This is a genomic window from uncultured Sphingomonas sp., from assembly GCF_964237155.1.
In the GTDB taxonomy this organism is placed as follows: domain Bacteria; phylum Pseudomonadota; class Alphaproteobacteria; order Sphingomonadales; family Sphingomonadaceae; genus Sphingomonas.
In genome coordinates this window covers 1-15,631 of record NZ_CAXSHH010000028.1, presented here as the reverse complement: position 1 = coordinate 15,631, position 15,631 = coordinate 1, and the positions used below count along the sequence as shown (strand labels likewise).

The following is a 15,631-nucleotide window of genomic DNA, read 5'->3' as shown; positions in this document are numbered from 1 at the left end:
TCGGCGGCGGGCTGGACGCGCCGCATAAGTCAGGTTGTTCTGGTTCGCTCCCCGCTTCGCCGAACAGCGCGGCGCTTATAGCCCCCGCCCGTTCCCGGTTGCGTCGACGCTGGCCGACCCGGGCGCCACCCCCAGATCGGCGAGGGGTTCGTCCGACTCGTTGAGCAGAGCCTCGTCGATCGCCGCCATGTTAGCGACCACCGCCGCATTGCTGCCGCCCGCGGACTCCGCCGCTCGCTCGTCGCGCACGCCCGACAGGATGATCGACGCCAGCCCGATCAGCAGGATGATCGCCGCGAGGCCGATCATCCCCACCCGCACGCGCTGCATGGACTGCGCTCTTTCGTCGGCGACCCGTTTCATTACCTCGACGGACTAGCCCGGATAACCCTTCCCGTCCATCCGACCGCCTTGTCGGCTCAGGCCGGCAACCCCCTGGCGACCCGCCATTCGGGGTTGTGGAGCGTCGATAGATACCGGAAGCCCGTGTCGCACAAGACGGTCGCGACCCGCGATCCGGAGCCGAGTTCGCGTGCCAGCCGGATCGCGCCGGCCACGTTGATCCCCGCCGAAAGCCCCAGGCACAGCCCTTCCTCGCTCAGCAGCCGCCTGACCCACTTCCACCCCTCCGCGTCCGACACGCGAAACTGCGTGTCGACCGGCGCACCTTCCAGGTTGCCCGTGATCCGCCCCTGCCCGATCCCCTCCGCGACCGAACTGCCCTCGCTCTTCAGCTCGCCATGCGCGTAATAGTCGTACAACGCGGCGCCGTCCGGGTCGGTCAGCGCGATCGTCACGCGATCGTCCTTGGCCTTCAGCCCCAACCCGACTCCCGCCAGCGTCCCGCCCGTCCCGACCGCGCAGGTGAAGCCGTCGATGCGGCCGTCCATCTGCGTCCAGATCTCCTCGGCGGTGCCGACCACGTGCGCCCGGCGGTTGGCGACGTTGTCGAACTGGTTCGCCCACACGGCCCCCGGCGTCTCTTCGGCGATCCGCCTGGATTGATGGACGAAATGACACGGCGACGAGAACGGCGCGGCGGGCACCAGCACCAACTCCGCCCCCAGCGCGCGAAGCGTGTCGGTCTTCTCGCGGCTTTGCGTCTCGGGCATGACGATGATCGTCCGGTACCCCTTCGCGTTCGCGACCAGCGCCAGGCCGATGCCCGTGTTCCCCGCCGTTCCCTCCACGATCGTCCCGCCCGGCTGCAACAGCCCGCGCTCCTCCGCATCCCGGACGATGAACAGCGCGGCGCGGTCCTTTACCGACGCGCCCGGATTGACGAACTCGCACTTGCCGAAGATCTCGGCTCCCGCCGCCGCGCTCGGCCCGGCCAGCCGGACGAGCGGCGTATTGCCGATGAGCGCGAGCGTGTCGGGGATAATGGTCATGCCCGGCCCAATGCCGCCCCTGCGGCGGCCCGGCAAGCCAAGCGGTTGCGCGGGGGGCTAAAGCGCGACTTGACGCCCGTTCGCGAGTCGCCCAAGCGCCGCCGCGCAATGAGAACCATCCTCCTCTCCGCCGCCGCGGCCCTCGTGCTCGCCGCCTGCCAGCAACCCGCCCCCGAGGTGATCGACACCAACCCCGATCCGATGGCCAACCAGCTCGCCACCGCCGCGCCGGTCGCGCTTCCGCCCGCGATCAAGGCGGAGAAGACGCTGCGCTGCCGCGACAACAGCCTCGCCTACGTCACCTTCTTCGAGGGCGATACCCAAGCGGTCGTCCGCACGGAGGAGGGCGGCGCGCCCACCACCTTGCGTGGCCCGACCGCGGGCGAGCCGCTCGTCGCGGACGGCGGCTGGTCGCTGACCGGAGGCCCCGACGCCGTCACCCTCGCGCAGCCCGGCAAACCCGCCCAAAGCTGCCATGGCTGAGGGCCGCCACGATTGACCCGCGCTTCGGCGACGCTTGCGCAAAGGCGGGCATCGCGGCACGGTCGGGCCGCATGGCGACCGTCGCGATCTATTCCCTGAAGGGCGGCGTCGGAAAGACCACGCTCGCGGTCAACCTCGCCTGGGCGGCGGCCGTCCGATCCTCCAGGCGAACGCTGCTCTGGGATCTCGATCCACAGGCCGCGGCCAGCTGGATCCTTCATGACGACCGCCCGGAAAACCGGCGGCGCGACCGCGCGCAGGCCGTGTTCTCGCGCGACGTGGAGCCTGCCCGGCTCGTCCGGCCGACCGCCTATCCCGGGCTCGACCTGCTTCCCGCCGACGCATCGCTGCGCGGCCTCGACCACCTGCTCCACGATCTCGACAAGAAGAAGCGGCTTGGTCGCCTCATCGATGGTCTGGATCACGACCGCGTCCTGCTCGACTGCCCGCCGGGGCTGACCGAGACCGCCGACCAAGCGATGCGCGCCGCCGATCTGGTGGTCGTGCCGGTGGTGCCCTCCGCACTCTCCACCCGCGCGTATCTCGAGGTGCTCGATCACCTGCGCGGCCGCACGCCCGTGCTTCCCGTCCACTCGATGGTCGACCGCCGCCGCCGCCTCCACGCCGACGCGCTCCGCGCCGAGCCCGACTGGCCGGTGATCCCGATGGCGAGCGGCGCGGAGGCGGCCGCGGCCGATCGAACCCCGATCGGTGCGTTCGCCCCCCGCTCGGCCGCCGCGCTCGCTTTCGTCGAGGTCTGGCGTGCCGTCGAGCGTCGCCTGGTCGCTTGACCATTCCGACGTGAGCGTGCGCGCGACCCCGCTCGATCCCGATCTGGTGCTCGGTGCCTATGCGGTGGGCGTATTTCCGATGGCCGATCACCGCGACGCGGCCGGCGTCCATTGGGTCGAACCGCGCCGCCGCGCCGTCCTGCCGCTGAACGGCTTCCACCTATCGCGGTCGCTGCGGAAAGCGGTCGCCGCCGACCGTTTCCGCGTCACCGCCGACCAGGCCTTCGCTCAGGTGCTGGCCCTGTGCGCCGAGGCGGTCGACGACCGGCCGGAGACGTGGATCAACACCGATATCGAGCAGGTCTTCCTGCGACTTCACGCGCGGGGCTTCGCGCACTCGGTCGAGTGCTGGGACGGCGACCGCCTCGTTGGCGGGTTGTACGGGCTGGCGCTCGGACGCGCGTTCTTTGGTGAGTCAATGGTCAGCCGGGCGACCGATGCGTCCAAGGTTGCGCTCGCCTGGCTCGTCGCGCGGCTCCGGGTCGGCGGCTTCACGCTGCTGGACTGCCAGTTCCAGACCGACCACCTCGCCACGCTCGGCGCGGTGGAGATCGGCCGCAAACGTTATATCGAGTTGCTGGGTGCGGCGCTCTCGGGTCCGGACGGCCGCTCGCTCGCGCTGTCGGGTCCCGGCGCGGGCGACTTCCGGGCGCTCGACCGGGCCGATGCCTTGCCCGGTGTCGCGCCGGGATCGAGCGTCACCGTCTCCGCGCCGCCGTCCGGAAAAGCCGTCGCGCAGCTTTTGGTCCAAACGTCGTAGACGGGATGCTGGACGACATTCAGCGCCGGCCGCTCCTTGTAAAGCCATCCCGAAAAGGCCCGCTTCCACCGCTGGTCCGCCTCGCGCACGTCGAACTGCACGAACGCTCCGGTCAGCTCCTCCGCTTCCCAGGGCGCGGTTCGCTCGCATGCGCGCAGCCGCACCACCGTATCACCGAGCCGCACCGCCTGGCCCGGCCGGAGTGTCACGTCGCGCGCCGTGCCATTGCGCTTGTTGAGCAGCCCCAGCACCGCGACCCGCTCGCGCATCGGCGTGGATCCCGTATCGACAGCCTGCGCCTCGCCGGCCGCGACCGTCTCGACGTCGCCGATCACCTCGCCGCCGCCCTCCGCTTCGTCGGGTAGCGTCTGCACCGCCGGTGCATCGTCGCCACCGAGCGCGCGGTAGCCGTACCAGCCGCCCGTCCCGATCACCGCCGCCCCGACCAGCGCCGCGGCCGCCACTCTCGCATTCATCCCTCGGGCGTCCACGCTTCGTAATCGCCCGCGACCTGCGCGCGCTTGCCGCCCTTCTCCAGCGCGCCCTGCGGACGATAGGCGAGCGGCGTGCCCGTCATGTTCGGGACCATCGGCTTCTGCCACGCCCGCGCGGGCGGCATGGACACATCCGGTACGCCGTCGAGCTGGTGGTGCAACCAGCTGAACCATTCGGGCGGCACACGGCTGGCGTCGTTCGATCCCGGATAGATCACCCAGCGCTCGTTGCGCCCGTCCGCCCGCGGCCCGCCTTCGTAATAGACGTTGCCGAACGCGTCGTCGCCGACCCGCTTCTTGCCGCGCAAGCCAATGCGCGTGCCGATCGTGGCGCCGTTCCACCAGGTGAAGATCGATGCGAGAAAACCCATGACCTCGCGCTTACCCGGCTTGCCCGCGCCCTTCAACCGCGCGTCACGGCTTCAGGGTCGGCCATTCGACCCGGTCGCCTTCGGCCACGCCCAGCTCCGCCATGCGCCCGCCCCTGACCTCCAGCACCGCCGCGATCGGCTCGCCCGACGCGACGGGCGCCTCCGACATCGGTACCGTGTTCTCGGCGATCCGCGCGATCGTCCGGTCCGCGCGGATGAAGACGATGTCCAGGGAAGACGGCGTGTCGCGCATCCAGAAGCTCGCGTCGCGCGGCGGCCCACCCTCGGGCGGGTAGGGGGCGAACAGCATCGCGCCGTCCGGCTCCAGTTCCGGCCGATACATCATTCCGGCGCTCTGCTTGGCCGTGGTGTCCGCCAACTCCGCCTGAAACCGATGGGATCCCGACGCCGTCCGGACGACGACCGGTACGGGCGGGGGCGTGGCGTCCGCGCCCGTGCCGCCCGGATCGCCGCACCCCGCGACCGCGATCGCAAGCGTCGCCCACGCCGTCCGTCTCAAGCACCCGGCCCCGCCGCGCCCGACCCCACCGCATCCGCCTCGACCACGACCGCCAGCGGACCTTTGCGCCCGTCCACGACGCGCGCGCGCACTGGCTGGTCCGGCTCGACGACCATCAGCCCCGCGCGGCGCAGCGTCTCCATATGGACGAACACGTCCGCGCCGTCGCGCTCGCGGACCAGGAAGCCGTAGCCCTTCAGTCTGTTGAACCATTTCACCTGCATCGCCTCGAACGGCCCGGCTGCATCGATCAGGCTGACCGGATCGACGCGGTCGCCGGGCGGCTTGGCGCGGGGTGGGTCCGGGGCGGCGGTCGACAAATCGAGCGCGGTGATCTCGCGCGCCTGGAAACCCCGGTCGCGCCGGACGATCACCGCCTCGATCCGCGCGCCCTCCGGCAGGCTGCGGCGACCGAGTGCCTGAAGCACCGAAAAGTGGATCAGCACGTCGCCGAACGCCGGATCGTCCGCGACCGCGAAGCCGAAACCGCGGGTCACGTTAAACCATTTGACCACGCCGGCCATGCGCAAGGCGTCGGCCGCGCCATTGGTGGTGGCCGGCTGCCCATCATCGGCAGAGGTCATGTCGCCCATGCATCAGTCCCCCGAAGTCTCGTAGCTAATGATCCCCCGTCCGCCTTGCAACAAATCCGGATCGTTCAACGCAACTCGTCAGGGTCGATCTCGCGACCCGGCGGCGCGTCGACGATGCGCCGCGCCAGCTCGTACCCATGCCCGGCGCGCGCCATCGCCGCGAGCTGCCTCGCGCGCAGCTCGCGGTCCGCGGCGGCGGCGGCGAACGGCCCGATCCGCTTGCGCCGTGCGAACGCGAGCGCCGCCTCGGGCGCGTGCTCGGCCAAATCGGGCGTCACCGCCTCCGCATCGTCCACCCCGACGCGCGCATGTCTCAGCGCGTCCGCCACCCGCCGCGCGCCCAACCCTCGCCTGGTCATCGACCGCGCGCGCGCTTCGGCGAATGCGCGATCGTCGACATAGCCCAACTCCGCCATGCGTTGCGCCAATGCGTCCGGGTCGGCGGGCTCGCCCTCCCAGCCCCGCTCGCGGATCTTGCGACGGAGATAGTCGGCCAATCGTCCCCGCGTCGTCGCGAAGCGCTCGACGTAGCGAAGCGCCAGTCGGTCCAGCTTGGGCTCGTCGAGCGGAGGCGCGGGCCGACGTTCGGAACGGGGGCCGGATCGGGGAGCGGAGCGCATACGCCATGTTTGTGCCACACTGACCCCCGACCTTGCCAATCTAAACGACGATGGGTGCCCGCGTATCGGCGACGACGAAGCTCGAATGGATGGTCGCGCGCGGGTCGGACAGGAAGAACCGGGTATGACGACCATGCAGCCCAAGGGTGACGGCGCGCCGCGACTGACACCGACGGCCGATCCGCTGCCGCGGCGCTTCGCCGATTTCGGCACGCTGGGCGAGGCGCTCGACTACGCCGCCGCCGGCGCGCGCGGTCTGAACTTCCACGACGCCCGCGGCTCGCTCGTCCGTGCATACGGTTATGCCGAACTGCGCGCCGACGCCCTCGCCTCCGCGCGCAGGCTGATCGCCGCGGGCGTCGCGCCCGAGGACCGCGTCGCGCTGATCGCGGAAACCGGTCCCGAATTCGCCGCGCTGTTCTTCGCGGTCGTATATGCGGGTGCCTGGCCCGTGCCGCTGCCGCTGCCGACGTCGTTCGGTGGCAAGGACGGGTATATCGACCAGCTCCGCACCCAGCTCGTCAGCTGCGATCCCGTGCTCCTTCTACACCCGCCCGAACTCGGCGAGATGGCGGGCGCGGCGGCGCGGGCGAGCGGCGTGGCCGCCATGGACTGGGCCGATCTCGCCACGCGCGACGTACCCGACGCGACGCTGCCGACGGCGCACCCGGACAGTGTCGCCTATCTGCAATATTCCAGCGGCTCCACGCGGTTCCCGCACGGCGTCGCGATCACTCACCGCGCGCTCCTGAACAACCTGGCTGCGCACAGCCACGGTATGGAGTTGACCGGGACCGACCGCTGCATCTCCTGGCTTCCCTGGTATCACGATATGGGCCTGGTCGGCTGCTTCCTGTCCCCCGTCGCCAACCAGGTGTCGACGGACTATTTGAAGACGGAGGACTTCGCACGGCGGCCCCTCGCCTGGCTCGACCTGATCAGCCGCAATACCGGCACCAGCATGTCCTACTCGCCCACCTTCGGCTACGACATCTGCGCCCGGCGGATGTCCAGCCAGACCCGCGCGTCCGATCGCTTCGACTTGTCGCGCTGGCGGGTGGCGGGGAACGGGGCGGACATGATCCGTCCCGACGTGATGCAGGCCTTCGTCGACGCCTTCGCCGACGCGGGGTTCAGGGCGTCGGCGTTCCTCCCCTCCTACGGCTTGGCGGAGGCGACGCTCGCCGTGTCGATCATGCCGCCGGGCGAGGGCATCCGCATCGAGCTGGTCGAGGAAACCGAACTGTCCGGACGCGATCCCGGGGTGGCCAACGACAACTCGCACCCGCGCCGTTACCGCGCGATCGTCAATTGCGGTCGACCCGCGCGCGATATGCGCGTCGAGGTGCGCGAGGAGGACGGAACGCCCCTGCCCGAGCGCGCGATCGGGAAGATCTGGTGTTCGGGGCCATCGGTGATGGTCGGTTATTTCCGCGATCCGGACGCGACCGCGGCGTGCATGGCCGACGGCTGGCTCGACACGGGCGACATGGGGTACCTGTCGGACGGCTATCTGTACGTCGTCGGCCGCGCCAAGGACATGATCATCGTCAACGGCCGCAACCACTGGCCCCAGGACATCGAATGGGCGGTGGAGCAGATGCCCGGCTTCAAGGCCGGCGACATCGCCGCCTTCGCGATCACCACGCCCGGCGGCGAGGAAACGCCCGCCGTCCTGGTCCAATGCCGCAGTTCCGACGAGGACGAGCGCGAGCGGCTGCTCGGTCAGATCCGCGAGCGCGTGCGCGCGGTGACCGGCATGAACTGCGTGGTCGAACTCATCCCGCCGCGCACGCTGCCGCGCACCAGTTCGGGCAAGCTCAGCCGAACCAAGGCGCGTAACCTGTATCTCGCGGGAGAGATCAAGCCATACGAGGTGCGTGCGGCCTGACGCCGCTCCGGCGGGCTCGGCGCAAATCATTCGCTAACCATTGGTCGCTATGGTGTGGCCGGTGAGCACCGAAGCAGCCCCCGACAACGCCGCGACCCCGGTCGACTTCTCCACGCTGGTGGGTCTGCGCGAAGGCGCGGATCCCGCAGAATGGGGCCGCATCCGCGCCTCCCAACTTCAGGCGGGCCGCGAATTCGCCCTGTTCCTGCTTTGCGCGAACCTGATCGCGGCCGGCGTCGTCGCCGGCCTTTTCGCGCGGTTGTCTTCGATCTGGCTGCTCGCCGGGTGGGGAGCGTTGACCGCCCTCGTCTCCGTCGTGGTGGCGTTCCGCCGCCTGCGCGCGCATCACGAGGATGGCGGCTACGCCTCCGTGCGCGACCTCCGCGACACCGCGTTCGAGGGGCTCGCGTTCGCGGTGGTCTGGTCCGTCCCGCCGCTCCTGTTCGCCCAGCCGGGGACCGCCGCCGCCTACGGCTTGTGGATGGTCCTGTCCGTCCTGATGACTGCGGGCGCGGTGGCGATGGCTCCGCTCGCGCTATCGACGCTCGCCTTCGTCGGCGGGGTGGGCGCGACGGTGGCCGTCACCGTCGGCCTGTCGGGCGCCTACGCCGCGAGCGGCGCGACCCTGCTCTTCGCCGCGCTGCTGATGCTCGGCTGCGTCACCCGCGCCCGCGCGCTCGTGGTGATCCGCGCGAGCCAGATGGCGCTCGCCGAGCGCGACGAAACCGTCAGCCTGTTGCTGCGGGAGTTCGAGGAGGCGGGCGCGGACTGGCTGTGGGAGACCGACGCCGCACGCCGCGTGATCAAGGCCTCCCCCCGCTTCGCTTTCGCCTGTGGCCTCGATCCCGTGACCATCAACGGCATGCCGTTCCTCCAGGTGCTCGCCGGCCCCGGCTGGGAGGCGGGCGCGTTCGCCGCCGGCCTCCGCGAACTCGCCGAGAAGCTGAAAAGCCGCGACAGCTTCCGCGACCTGCGCCTCCCCGTCGATGTCGGCGGGGAGGAGCGCTGGTGGGAGATCGCGGCCTCCCCGCGTTTCGACGAGCGCGGCGCGTTCTGCGGCTTTCGAGGCGTCGGTTCGGACGTGACGGAACAACGCGCGTCCGCCGACAAGATCAACCGCATGGCGCGCTACGACACGCTGACCGGCCTGCCCAACCGCCTGCTGATCAACGAGACACTCGCGCGCGCCATGGCCGACGCCGACAAATGGAACAGCCGGTGCGCGTTCATGATGATCGACCTCGACCGGTTCAAGGCGGTCAACGACACGCTCGGTCACCCGCTCGGCGACCGGTTATTGTCGCGCGTTTCGGAGCGACTGAACCAACTGATGAGCGCCAACGAGTTGTGCGGCCGCCTGGGCGGCGACGAGTTCGCGGTCGTCGTCCGCGACGCGGGCGATCCGGTGGCGGTGGAGCGGACCGCCGAACGCATCATCCAGACGCTGTCGCGCCCGTATGAGGTCGATCAGCACACGCTCTATATCGGCGCCAGCGTCGGGCTGGCGTTCGGACCGCGCGACGGACGCACCGCCGAGATGCTGATCCGTTCGGCCGACCTCGCCCTCTACCGTTCGAAGGACGCGGGCGGCGGCACGTACCACGTCTACGAGCCCCAGCTGCATGTCGAGGCGGAGGAACGTCGCCGCCTGGAGGTGGCGCTTCGCGGCGCGCTGGAGAAGGGGGAGATGCACCTTAACTACCAGCCGGTCGTCGACGCCGAGACGGCCAAGCTCACCGGCTTCGAGGCGTTGCTCCGCTGGACCCATCCCGAATACGGACCGATCTCGCCGGTGAAGTTCGTGCCGCTGGCCGAGGATGCGCGCCTGATCGCGCCGATCGGCGAATGGGTGCTGCGGACCGCCTGCCACGAAGCCGCGCGCTGGCCCGCCGACATCCGCGTCGCGGTCAACGTCTCGCCCGACCAGCTACATGATCCCAACTTCGTGACCGTGGTCACCTCGGCGCTGGCGAGCAGCGGGCTGTCCGCCGACCGGTTGGAACTGGAGGTGACCGAGTCGGTGTTCATGCGCGAGGGCACGGGCGCGGTCCGGACGCTGGAGCGCATCCTCGATCTCGGCATCCGGCTGTCGCTCGATGATTTCGGCACGGGTTATTCCTCGCTCGGCTACCTGTCGCGCACGCGTTTCTCGACGATCAAGATCGACCGCAGCTTCGTCCAAGGCGCGTCCAAGGGCGTGCGCGAGGCGGTGGCGATCATCCGCGCGGTGGTCGCGCTCGCCAAGAGCCTGGGAATGGCCACCACCGCCGAGGGCGTGGAGACCGAAGGCGAGCACTCCCTGGTCAAGGAGCTCGGCTGCTCCAAGGTCCAGGGATATTATTTCGGGCGCCCGCTGCCCGTCGATGAGGCGCGCAAGCTGGCGAACCAGCGGCGGTGGAACGACTCGGCCGCGGCTTAGTCCCGCCGCTCTCACTTCAACGGGTCATGCCCCCAGTTCATTAGCGAGTACCGCCAGCGCGAATGCTCAACATCCTCCTTGGGCCCGCCCTCCGCCAGGTGGCGATGCACGTACCCGACCACCTTCCTCATGTCCGCCAGGTCCTCGTCGGCCAGCTCCGACTTCTTCTTGCGCAGGATGGCGACGATGCGACCGCCCTGCTTGTGGCCGACGCTTTCGCCGTCGCCCTTGCCGTCCGGGCCCTTCCAGCCGACCTCCCTGCTCTCTTCTGTGGCGAGCCATTTCTCCAGCGCGGCGGGGGTCATGTTGACCGCGTCGTCGAAGTCGGCTTGCGTCTTGGCGTGATCGTCGGTCGCGGGCATCGGGTTTCTCCTGTCCGCCCGCCAACGCCGCGTCCCGCGTCAGAGTTGCGCCATCAACCCGGCATGGATCGAATAGAGCCGCGACCCCGCGAGCGCGTCGACGAAGAAGCCGATCCACATCGCGACCAGCACCGCGACCGAGGCGAGATACACGCCGAACCGCGCCTTGATGACGTTGGGGCCGACATGGATGAAGCTGTGCGTCGCGCGCAGGATCACGAAGAACCAGGCGAGCAGCAACTGCGCCGTCGTCACCTGTCGGAACATTAGCAGCAGCGGCACCAGCGCGAAATACAGCACCGGCATCTCGAACAGGTTGGCGAGGTTGTTCGCGGGCATCTCGACCGGCTGGAAATAGCGCGACGCCGCCTCGCCGGTGGCGAAATCCTCGGCCTTGGGCGGGTTCCTCCCGATGTGTCGCATACGCCGGACGAAGAGCGTCGCCCACACCGCCATGATCACCGCGACCAGCGCGAAGGTCGGCCAGAGCAGTGCGAAGGGCGACAGGCCCGCACCCGGATCCGGCATCATCGCACCCGCTCCCCGCCCTTGATCACCGCGACGGGCCGCTCCAGCAGCGTCACGTCGGCGAGCGGATCGCCCGCCACGGCGACGAGGTCGCCATACCGCCCGACCTGGATCGATCCCACGTCGGCGGTGCGCCCCAGCGCCTGCGCGGCGTTGGTCGTCGCCGATCGGATCGCGTCGATGGGCGATAGGCCGAACCGCACCATCACCGCGAACTGCCGGGCGTTGTCGCCGTGCGGATAGATGCCCGCGTCGGTCGAATAGATCATGGGCGCCCCCGCCTTGGCGGCCGCGCGGAAGTTCTCGCGCTGGAGCGTGCCGACCGCGCGCTCCTTGGCGATGTTTTCCGGCAGCACGCCGTTCTTCGCGCCTTCGCTGAGCGTATAGTCGGTGTTGTAGACATCGAACCCCAGCCACGTGCCCTGCCGCTTGGCGAGCGCGATCCCTTCCGCGTCGATGAAGCTCACATGCTCGATCGTGTCGATCCCCGCGCGGATCGCCGCCTTGATCCCGTCCGCGCCGTGCGCGTGGGCGGCGGTCTTGAGCTTCCAGAAATGCGCCTCCTCCGCGACCGCGCGCAGTTCGTCCTCGCGCAGCTGCTGGACACCCGGCGCGGTGTTGCGGCTGAACACGCCGCCGGTGGCGCAGACCTTGATCGCCTCCGCCCCGTATTTGCGCTGCTCGCGGACGCGCTTGCGCAGTTCGTCGGGCGAGTCGCCCATCGCGGGCGACTTGCGGTCGTATGAGGGCGGCAGGAACGTCTCGTCGCAATGCCCGCCCGTCGCGCCCAGCGCATGGGCGGCGGGCACGATGCGTGGCCCGGTGATCCACCCCTCGTCGACCGCCTGCTTCAGCGCGACGTCGTCATAGCGGTCCGACCCGACATTGCGGACCGTCGTGAAACCCGCGCGCAGCGTCCGCTCGGCATTGCCGACACCTTGCGCCAGCCAGAACCCGTCGGTGAACTGATAGCGCGAATAGCCGCCATATTTCGGATTGCTCGTCAGATGGACGTGCATGTCGATCAGCCCGGGCAGGATCGTCGCCTCGCCCAGATCGATCCGCCGCGCGTTGGCGGGGATGTTCGGCCGCCCGCCGTTCCGCGTCACCACCGACGCGATCCGCCCGTCGGTGATCACCACCAGCGGGTCGTCGAGCATCCGCCCGCTATCCACGTCGAGCATGCGCTTGGCGGTGACGACGACCGTGTCGGCGAGCGCGGGCGTCGCCAGGACCGACGCGGCGAGCACGGCCGCCAGCGATTTCAGCAATCTGTTTCCCCTCGGCGATACTTAGATAGGCGCGACCATATCGACGTCACCCCGCTTGCCAATAGCGGAATGCCGCCGCCTGCTCCTCCGTCACGAATGCCCGCGCGACCGGGCCGGTCCAGTCGCTCTCCCACCCAATCGCCGCCGCCCGCCAGCCGGCCCACCAGCCCTGGCCGGGCAGCCCGTCCGACTCGCGCACGACAAGCACCGCCAGCCCCGGCTCGCCGCGCCCGCCCCCGTCCTGGTCGATGCGGTCGAGCGTCCGGCACAGCGCCCGCATCTTGGGCCGCGAGAAAGCTAGGCCCAACCTGGCGAGGAACGCGGAATAGCTGATCGCCTCCCCGGCCCGCGCCGAATCGACCAACAGCGAACGGACGAGCGCCACGTCGGCGATGGGCGATTCGGAGACGTCATCCATGGCCGAAGGTAACGAAGGTAACGCTATTTCACCCCCGGCGGCTCCTTCGCGCGCGCCGGGCAAACGATCGCCGGACGGGGAAGGTGCGGGATCGTAGGGCACCGTGTGACCGGAGCATGCGATCTCCAACATTACCAGCCCCGAAATGACGAGCTTGCCCTACCCCCGTCACCCCGGACTTGATCCGGGGTCCCGCTTCTTCCCGTCGGCCGCCGAGTAAAGCGGGACCCCGGATCAAGTCCGGGGTGACGGAGGATGGTGGGCCGTTCCGCTTCATGCGGTCAAAAATGGATCGCCCGCCCATACGCACCCAGCACAGACTCGTGCATCGCCTCCGACAAGGTCGGATGCGCGAAGACCGTCTCCATCAGTTCAGCCTCGGTCGATTCCAGCTGGCGCGCGATGACGTAGCCCTGAATCAACTCGGTCACCTCGGCCCCGACCATGTGCGCGCCGAGCAGCTCGCCAGACTTGGCGTCGAACACCGTCTTCACGAAGCCTTCCGCCTCGCCCAGCGCGATCGCCTTGCCGTTGCCGATCATCGGGAACTTGCCGACCTTCACCTCGTACCCGACCTCGCGCGCCTTGGCCTCGGTCATCCCGACGCTCGCCACCTGCGGGCGCGAGTAGGTGCAGCCGGGGATGTTCGCCGTGTTCATCGGGTGCGGGTTCAGCCCCGCGATCGCCTCGACCGCGACCACGCCCTCGTGGCTCGCCTTGTGCGCCAGCCAGGGCGCGCCCGTCACGTCGCCGATCGCCCACACGCCGTCCACGTTGGTGCGGCCGTAGGCGTCGGTCTTGATGTGCCCGCGCTCGGTCTCGACGCCGAGCTGCTCCAGCCCGATCTCCTCGGTGTTGGGCACGATGCCGATCGCGACGATCGCGTGGCTGAATCTCTCATCCGCGACTTTCCCGTCCTTCCCCTTGATCCGCGCGACGACGCCGTCCGGCCCGGGCGTCAGCGCCTCCAGCGCCACGCCCGTGCGGATCGCGATCCCGTTCTTGGTCAGCTGCTTCTCCATGAAGGCGCTCACCTCCTCGTCCTCGACGGGAAGGATGCGGGGCAGCATTTCGACGATCGTGACCTTGGCGCCCATGTCCGAATAGAAGCTCGCGAACTCGACCCCGATCGCGCCCGACCCGATCACGAGCAACTCGGTCGGTATCACGGGCGGCGTCATGGCGTGGCGATAGGTCCAGATGCGCTCCCCGTCCGACCTGGCGAAGGGCAGGTCGCGCGCGCGCGCGCCGACGGCGACGATGACGTTCTTCGCCTCGATCTCGGTCGTGCGGTCGCCCTGGCGGACCGACAGCTTGCCCGGCGCGGTGAGCCTGCCGACGCCGTCGAACACCTGGACCTTGTTCTTCTTCATCAGCCCCTTGACGCCGGCGTTGAGCTGGCCCGCGACCTTGCGGCTGCGCTCGACGACCTTGCCCAGATCGAACGACGCGCGCTCGACCGACAGGCCGTAGGCGTCGGCATGAGTCATGTAATGATAGATCTCCGACGACCGCAGAAGCGCCTTGGTCGGGATGCACCCCCAATTGAGGCAGATGCCCCCCAGCCGCTCGCGCTCGATAATGGCGACGGACATTCCCAACTGCGCCGCCCGGATCGCGGCGACGTACCCGCCGGGGCCGGAGCCGAGGATCACGAGGTCGAAGGTGTCAGGCATGTTTAAGTGTTTTCCCGAAGAGACGATCGATTAAGAGCCAGAGTAGAGTTGCAAAAATCGCAAAGACGACAGGATTAACTCCCAGTTTCGTGGCTACCGGCACCGAGCGTGCAGCAAACCAGGTCAGCGTGCTATTGCAAGCTATCACAATGACAGGAGCGAAGTTCGGCAGCGCGCGCCGGGCAAGCGCCTCAGCCGGTATCATCACCACGATGATGCCGAACAGCGCCGATGCGAATATGAACGGGAATACCAGATAAAAATGGAGCATCACGTTAAAAGGACGAAGGCTGAACATCGTCGCTCGCGTCAGGACTGCGAATAGCCCCGTCACGAGAGCCGCGATCAGAATCGCGCCGATCCGGCCGCGGTACATGCTCACCCCGCCATCCCCGGCACCCGGCGCGGCTGGCGGTCCTCGCCGATCGCGACGAAGGTGAAGCGCGCCTGCGTCACGCGGTAGCAGTCGTCCGAATGCCGCCCCCTGCGCCACGCCTCGACCTCGACAGTCATCGACGTGTTCCCGGTGCGGACCAGCGTGGCGTAGACCGACAGTTCGTCGCCGACGAAGACGGGGCGGTGGAACTTCATCTCCTCCGTCGCGATCGTCACCGCGCGTCCGCCGCAATGGCGCGACGCGACCGAGCCGGCGGCCAGATCCATCTGTCCCATCAGCCAACCGCCGAAGATGTCGCCGTACGGGTTCGAGTCGGCGGGCATGGCGGTGACGCGTATCGTCGGCGCGTGTTCGGGCGGACGCTCGCTCATGCGCCCGCCCGGTCCGGCGCCCAGGCGGGGAAGGACAGCCCGATGGCGGTGCGCTTCACGAGGCCTGGCACCTCCCCCCGTCCGTCACCCCGGACTTGATCCGGGGTCCCGCTGTTCCCTGCCCACCGGTGCGTAGGTAGCGGGACCCCGGCTCAAGGCCGGGGTGACGGGGGGTGGGGGCGCGGCTCACGCCAGCATCCCCAGCGGCCGCTCGCATAGCCCCTTGAACGCCTGCATCAGCGCCGCGCCGTCCGCGCCGTCGATCGCGCGGTGGT

At 69.4% G+C, this 15,631-nt stretch carries 18 protein-coding genes and 1 pseudogene; 5 read left to right on the top strand and 14 right to left on the bottom strand.

What is annotated here, in order from left to right; genetic code table 11:
* Positions 1-75 precede the first annotated feature (75 nt).
* On the bottom strand, positions 76-330 hold the full coding sequence (locus tag ACFE71_RS08260; RefSeq protein ID WP_375428326.1) for a hypothetical protein: 255 nt from the start codon (positions 328-330) through the stop codon (positions 76-78).
* Between the two features lie 89 nt (positions 331-419).
* Positions 420-1,391 (bottom strand): cysteine synthase A, encoded by a 972-nt coding sequence (locus ACFE71_RS08255; RefSeq protein WP_375428325.1) that lies wholly within the window; start codon positions 1,389-1,391, stop codon positions 420-422.
* A gap of 108 nt (positions 1,392-1,499) precedes the next feature.
* Between ACFE71_RS08255 and ACFE71_RS08250 the strand changes: the two genes are divergently transcribed.
* From ACFE71_RS08250 to aat, 3 genes are all read left to right on the top strand, one after another.
* On the top strand, positions 1,500-1,874 hold the full coding sequence (locus tag ACFE71_RS08250; RefSeq protein WP_375428324.1) for a hypothetical protein: 375 nt from the start codon (positions 1,500-1,502) through the stop codon (positions 1,872-1,874).
* A 71-nt stretch (positions 1,875-1,945) separates the two neighbouring features.
* Positions 1,946-2,665: a ParA family protein gene (locus ACFE71_RS08245; protein WP_375428323.1), complete on the top strand. Its 720-nt coding sequence runs from the start codon at positions 1,946-1,948 to the stop codon at positions 2,663-2,665.
* Positions 2,637-3,425, top strand: coding sequence for a leucyl/phenylalanyl-tRNA--protein transferase (gene aat, locus ACFE71_RS08240; protein WP_375428322.1), 789 nt, complete (start codon positions 2,637-2,639; stop codon positions 3,423-3,425). The genes ACFE71_RS08245 and aat overlap by 29 nt, the downstream gene beginning before the upstream one ends.
* A gap of 35 nt (positions 3,426-3,460) precedes the next feature.
* On the opposite strand, the pseudogene ACFE71_RS08235 reads toward aat, so the two are convergent.
* The 5 genes and pseudogenes from ACFE71_RS08235 to ACFE71_RS08215 form a co-directional block, all read right to left on the bottom strand.
* Positions 3,461-3,694 (bottom strand): annotated as a pseudogene (locus ACFE71_RS08235) (DUF2155 domain-containing protein); the annotation flags it as partial.
* Between the two features lie 203 nt (positions 3,695-3,897).
* Positions 3,898-4,290 (bottom strand): NADH:ubiquinone oxidoreductase subunit NDUFA12, encoded by a 393-nt coding sequence (locus tag ACFE71_RS08230; RefSeq protein WP_375428321.1) that lies wholly within the window; start codon positions 4,288-4,290, stop codon positions 3,898-3,900.
* 43 nt (positions 4,291-4,333) lie between these two features.
* On the bottom strand, positions 4,334-4,810 hold the full coding sequence (locus ACFE71_RS08225) for a DUF192 domain-containing protein (RefSeq protein WP_375428320.1): 477 nt from the start codon (positions 4,808-4,810) through the stop codon (positions 4,334-4,336).
* Positions 4,807-5,394: a cold-shock protein gene (locus tag ACFE71_RS08220; protein WP_375428319.1), complete on the bottom strand. Its 588-nt coding sequence runs from the start codon at positions 5,392-5,394 to the stop codon at positions 4,807-4,809. The genes ACFE71_RS08225 and ACFE71_RS08220 overlap by 4 nt, the downstream gene beginning before the upstream one ends.
* Positions 5,395-5,468: 74 nt before the next feature.
* Positions 5,469-6,023: a regulatory protein RecX gene (locus ACFE71_RS08215; protein WP_375428318.1), complete on the bottom strand. Its 555-nt coding sequence runs from the start codon at positions 6,021-6,023 to the stop codon at positions 5,469-5,471.
* 124 nt (positions 6,024-6,147) lie between these two features.
* Here ACFE71_RS08215 and ACFE71_RS08210 point away from each other — a divergent pair, with 124 nt between their 5' ends.
* Together ACFE71_RS08210 and ACFE71_RS08205 are read left to right on the top strand one after the other, a co-directional pair.
* Positions 6,148-7,914, top strand: a complete 1,767-nt coding sequence (locus tag ACFE71_RS08210; protein ID WP_375428317.1) for a fatty acyl-AMP ligase — start codon at positions 6,148-6,150, stop codon at positions 7,912-7,914.
* A 61-nt stretch (positions 7,915-7,975) separates the two neighbouring features.
* A complete protein-coding gene (locus tag ACFE71_RS08205; RefSeq protein ID WP_375428316.1) occupies positions 7,976-10,333 on the top strand; it encodes a putative bifunctional diguanylate cyclase/phosphodiesterase in 2,358 nt (785 codons plus the stop codon).
* Positions 10,334-10,344: 11 nt separating this feature from the next.
* On the opposite strand, the gene ACFE71_RS08200 is transcribed toward ACFE71_RS08205, so the two are convergent.
* From ACFE71_RS08200 to ACFE71_RS08170, 7 genes are all read right to left on the bottom strand, one after another.
* On the bottom strand, positions 10,345-10,695 hold the full coding sequence (locus ACFE71_RS08200; protein ID WP_375428315.1) for a DUF3140 domain-containing protein: 351 nt from the start codon (positions 10,693-10,695) through the stop codon (positions 10,345-10,347).
* A gap of 39 nt (positions 10,696-10,734) precedes the next feature.
* Complete coding sequence (locus tag ACFE71_RS08195; RefSeq protein WP_375428314.1) at positions 10,735-11,226, bottom strand: MAPEG family protein; 492 nt, start codon at positions 11,224-11,226, stop codon at positions 10,735-10,737.
* Complete coding sequence (locus ACFE71_RS08190; protein WP_375428313.1) at positions 11,223-12,494, bottom strand: amidohydrolase family protein; 1,272 nt, start codon at positions 12,492-12,494, stop codon at positions 11,223-11,225. The genes ACFE71_RS08195 and ACFE71_RS08190 overlap by 4 nt, the downstream gene beginning before the upstream one ends.
* Before the next feature lie 46 nt (positions 12,495-12,540).
* Positions 12,541-12,912 (bottom strand): ribose-phosphate pyrophosphokinase, encoded by a 372-nt coding sequence (locus tag ACFE71_RS08185; protein WP_375428312.1) that lies wholly within the window; start codon positions 12,910-12,912, stop codon positions 12,541-12,543.
* 281 nt (positions 12,913-13,193) lie between these two features.
* Positions 13,194-14,588: a dihydrolipoyl dehydrogenase gene (gene lpdA, locus ACFE71_RS08180; RefSeq protein ID WP_375428311.1), complete on the bottom strand. Its 1,395-nt coding sequence runs from the start codon at positions 14,586-14,588 to the stop codon at positions 13,194-13,196.
* On the bottom strand, positions 14,581-14,970 hold the full coding sequence (locus ACFE71_RS08175; RefSeq protein WP_375402958.1) for a hypothetical protein: 390 nt from the start codon (positions 14,968-14,970) through the stop codon (positions 14,581-14,583). The genes lpdA and ACFE71_RS08175 overlap by 8 nt, the downstream gene beginning before the upstream one ends.
* Positions 14,967-15,356 (bottom strand): acyl-CoA thioesterase, encoded by a 390-nt coding sequence (locus tag ACFE71_RS08170; protein WP_375428310.1) that lies wholly within the window; start codon positions 15,354-15,356, stop codon positions 14,967-14,969. The genes ACFE71_RS08175 and ACFE71_RS08170 overlap by 4 nt, the downstream gene beginning before the upstream one ends.
* Positions 15,357-15,631: the final 275 nt, after the last annotated feature.

Bases quoted from the DNA above. Each gene is read 5' to 3' on its own strand.
- ACFE71_RS08260 (WP_375428326.1), bottom strand. From the start codon at position 330: ATGCAGCGCGTGCGGGTGGGGATGATCGGCCTCGCGGCGATCATCCTG.
- ACFE71_RS08255 (WP_375428325.1), bottom strand. From the start codon at position 1,391: ATGACCATTATCCCCGACACGCTCGCGCTCATCGGCAATACGCCGCTC.
- ACFE71_RS08250 (WP_375428324.1), top strand. From the start codon at position 1,500: ATGAGAACCATCCTCCTCTCCGCCGCCGCGGCCCTCGTGCTCGCCGCC.
- ACFE71_RS08245 (WP_375428323.1), top strand. From the start codon at position 1,946: ATGGCGACCGTCGCGATCTATTCCCTGAAGGGCGGCGTCGGAAAGACC.
- ACFE71_RS08230 (WP_375428321.1), bottom strand. From the start codon at position 4,290: ATGGGTTTTCTCGCATCGATCTTCACCTGGTGGAACGGCGCCACGATC.
- ACFE71_RS08220 (WP_375428319.1), bottom strand. From the start codon at position 5,394: ATGACCTCTGCCGATGATGGGCAGCCGGCCACCACCAATGGCGCGGCC.
- ACFE71_RS08215 (WP_375428318.1), bottom strand. From the start codon at position 6,023: ATGCGCTCCGCTCCCCGATCCGGCCCCCGTTCCGAACGTCGGCCCGCG.
- ACFE71_RS08210 (WP_375428317.1), top strand. From the start codon at position 6,148: ATGACGACCATGCAGCCCAAGGGTGACGGCGCGCCGCGACTGACACCG.
- ACFE71_RS08200 (WP_375428315.1), bottom strand. From the start codon at position 10,695: ATGCCCGCGACCGACGATCACGCCAAGACGCAAGCCGACTTCGACGAC.
- ACFE71_RS08195 (WP_375428314.1), bottom strand. From the start codon at position 11,226: ATGATGCCGGATCCGGGTGCGGGCCTGTCGCCCTTCGCACTGCTCTGG.
- ACFE71_RS08185 (WP_375428312.1), bottom strand. From the start codon at position 12,912: ATGGATGACGTCTCCGAATCGCCCATCGCCGACGTGGCGCTCGTCCGT.
- lpdA (WP_375428311.1), bottom strand. From the start codon at position 14,588: ATGCCTGACACCTTCGACCTCGTGATCCTCGGCTCCGGCCCCGGCGGG.
- ACFE71_RS08170 (WP_375428310.1), bottom strand. From the start codon at position 15,356: ATGAGCGAGCGTCCGCCCGAACACGCGCCGACGATACGCGTCACCGCC.